This is a genomic window from Microcystis sp. M179S2 (assembly GCF_020245805.1).
Lineage (GTDB): Bacteria > Cyanobacteriota > Cyanobacteriia > Cyanobacteriales > Microcystaceae > Microcystis > Microcystis aeruginosa.
Window position 1 is genome coordinate 1 of record NZ_JADBUE010000227.1, and the last position, 2,878, is coordinate 2,878.

Consider the following 2,878-nt stretch of genomic DNA (forward strand, 5'->3'; position numbering starts at 1 on the left):
ATCACTTTACCAAATTGTCTGTCAAAAGTTGATAAAGAAGCCTAGTCTCATAAAACAGTAAGCGGCACAGTCCATCCTTACCTAGTGCCTTAAAACTGGGTAACTCTTTCTTTTTTTCGATTCTTTGACCATTTTCGTGGTCGTAATAGACGTGAAGACGAGGATTGAGCCAAGAATGCTTAAGCTTGCTAATAATTTCAGTTTTAGCGGGTTTATTCGGGCAAATAGTCACCAGTGCGTGAGCGTATAAGTGAGAGCGCATTAAGTCGGAACCCTTCCAAGACTTTTTAACCTTGTCCTGTTTAGCGGAAGTGTCCCCAGAAATCTGGTAAGAATATCCTAACCCCAGATAAGCCTGAAACTTTCTCAGGCTGATATCGTGATTACCTCTAAAGTAAGGTTTCCCGTTAACGAGAAATCTTTCGATAGGATAGCAGTGCAAAAGCAGTAAACTCTGAGTGACAGTACCGAAAAGAAAATGCTCAAACACTTGAAAATAAGCTTGAAATTGTTCCAGTTCTAAGATGGCGCTTAATTCCTCTTCTTTAATTGATATTCTAGTTTGATACATGATAATATCATTAGCCAGTAATTGACTGTATTCACTAACTCCAGTGCCAGCCGTGACTTTAATCCGCGAGTTATTTCTCAATCCAGCGATATGTCCTAATGTAGGATTAAACCCGTTAACTCCAATATAATCAAAGTCTCTTTGAGCGATTTCTGGGTGTTCACAACACAATCGCTGTCTAAGTTGATTAATCAAAGAATTTTTGTTTTTATCAAGCTGTTCTCTCTCGTGAAAAGTCCGACGCAACAAATCGAGCGAGTCATAGTCGTAATTCTTTAAAATCGGGGGATTTCCTAAATCGTCTAACCCTGACTTATCAAAATAGGTTAGGGCAATGGTTAAAGCGTCAAGATAATCATCTTTATTTTTAGTCTTAAAATAATGCTGTCGATTTATCTTGGTTTGCTGATGGGATATCCAATAAATATCTAACCCTAATTTCTTAGCACAATTAACCCAGAAGCTTGCATACCAGTAACCCGTAGGCTCTAAAATAATAGCGTCAACAGCCAAAGATTTAATAATCTCGATCGCTTCAGCATTGCATTCTAACTTATAAGCTATGTCATTAAGCTGAATATTTCCCTTAATTCGCGGGTATCCTTTAATCGGTTCTCCAATACTTTTCGAGTATTGTAGAGGGGAAACAGACGTAAATTCGCACAAAAAAACCACGATAGCCCAATTACGGCTAACGTCTATACCTAGTATTTTCATCGGTTATAATAGGAGTGATTGAGTTTAAAAAGAATTAGCCTTACGATACTCCCGTAGGGCTTTTTAAACCCTATCTCACTTTAAAAGGCACAATTCTTAAAAGTTCTCGAAGCCTTACGATTGAAGTGCAAGCTAATGCTTGAAATCTTAGAAAAAGGCACTCTCGGACTAGGATCAGGTTTGGACCCTAACCCCATCCCCTCGACCGTGGCCGATAGGGTGCGATTAGGTTAAAAGGGTATCTCATCATCATCTAGATCGCAGTCTTTGGGTTCCCAGTCTTCTGGTTTAAAGATATCGTTACTAGCTTCTACTTCCTCTCGCGTGGGAACATCTTCATGATTGTGTCGCTTGTCATTATCTTTGTATTCTTCATCCGCGTTAACGGTATAAATCCAGAGAATTTGTTTAAGCGAATCATAGTCTTCTTCGTCAATTGTGATAGAATTTCCATCTATCATTTTGAGGATTAATTTATCTGGTTCTATTACCACAAAACAAACCTGATCTAAATTAATCCAGTAGGCTTGTCCTCGATCACTGCCATAATAAAAATTAGCCATTAATTTCCTCCACATTGGTAAAATCAGGATAGTTCATCTCTAGTCGTAAATCGTCCCGATTAGTCCGCACAGTGACAGAATTTTTAGCCTGGAGTAAGTAATCCTCAAGAATCCCACAATGAAACTCATCAAGATATTTCTCTAAAATAAAATCGATTAATTCGCTCAAGATTGCCTGTAGTCCATAATCAGAGAAAGTCTCCCATAGGAAAGAAATTTTAGTCTCTTGAGTTAATTGGTCTGATTGTGATAATTGATTCATTTTCTTTTTCCTTGCAGTAAGAGATGCTCTGCTTAATTTTGTTTGAGAGATCGTCAACTTCCCTCTTGTAGCCTTGTATTTGCTTTTGCATTTTAGATATTTGTTTTCGATGTGACTTGAGATTGTCTAACCCGTCCGAGACAGGGATGGAAAATAAAGCCGTATTTGCGAAACTTTCGGCAAACCCTAAATGCTGAGAACAAAAGCCTAGCAGTTTGTGGATGATCGAGAAATAGTGGGATAGAAAATTATAAAATTCTACCCGCGCAAAAATTGTTGTTTTGTTCATCGGAATTACCTTAATAAGTACCCAAAAATAAAATCCCCCTATCAAAAAGGAACTAACTTCCCATTGTCAAATAGGTATGAGTTAACCACAGGAGAGTAGTAATTATCCTGATGGCTAAAATTAGCCCGATAGCGTTTAGCAAAATTAGGCAGGTCATCCTCATCCTCATCCTCATCCTCATCCTCATCCTCATCCTCATCCTCATCCGGCTCATCCGGTTCGTCCGGCGGTATAGTGTCACGGCTAGGGTCATCGTCATCAGGGAGTAGTGACTCGATCAGTTCCTCTAACAACTTGGATGGAGACATACCAGACTCGGCGGCCTTTTCCCGTAGCTTCTCCCATGACTCAAGAGAGATGTTAACCTTTTTGGAGTTAGGTCTCTGATAGGGATTTTCGAGATGAGCCTTGACCTTATAGAGGGTCAACTCGTGGTCAGCGTAAGTCTTACAAATGTCACGCCATGCGTCTAAGAG

Annotated in this window: 3 protein-coding genes and 1 pseudogene; all 4 read right to left on the reverse strand. The window is 39.4% G+C overall.

The window, feature by feature from the left end:
* Window position 1: 1 nt before the first annotated feature.
* A complete protein-coding gene (locus tag IM500_RS14125) occupies window positions 2-1,288 on the reverse strand; it encodes an IS110 family transposase (RefSeq protein WP_287738732.1) in 1,287 nt (428 codons plus the stop codon).
* Between the two features lie 230 nt (window positions 1,289-1,518).
* On the reverse strand, window positions 1,519-1,851 hold the full coding sequence (locus IM500_RS14130; protein WP_287738733.1) for a hypothetical protein: 333 nt from the start codon (window positions 1,849-1,851) through the stop codon (window positions 1,519-1,521).
* Complete coding sequence (locus IM500_RS14135) at window positions 1,844-2,113, reverse strand: hypothetical protein (protein WP_287738734.1); 270 nt, start codon at window positions 2,111-2,113, stop codon at window positions 1,844-1,846. The genes IM500_RS14130 and IM500_RS14135 overlap by 8 nt, the downstream gene beginning before the upstream one ends.
* A gap of 330 nt (window positions 2,114-2,443) precedes the next feature.
* Window positions 2,444-2,878: pseudogene (locus IM500_RS14140) on the reverse strand (hypothetical protein); the annotation flags it as partial.

What these genes read in the sequence shown, in the direction of transcription:
- IM500_RS14125 (WP_287738732.1), bottom strand. Translation starts at nt 1,288, where the DNA reads ATGAAAATACTAGGTATAGACGTTAGCCGTAATTGGGCTATCGTGGTT.
- IM500_RS14130 (WP_287738733.1), bottom strand. Translation starts at nt 1,851, where the DNA reads ATGGCTAATTTTTATTATGGCAGTGATCGAGGACAAGCCTACTGGATT.
- IM500_RS14135 (WP_287738734.1), bottom strand. Translation starts at nt 2,113, where the DNA reads ATGAATCAATTATCACAATCAGACCAATTAACTCAAGAGACTAAAATT.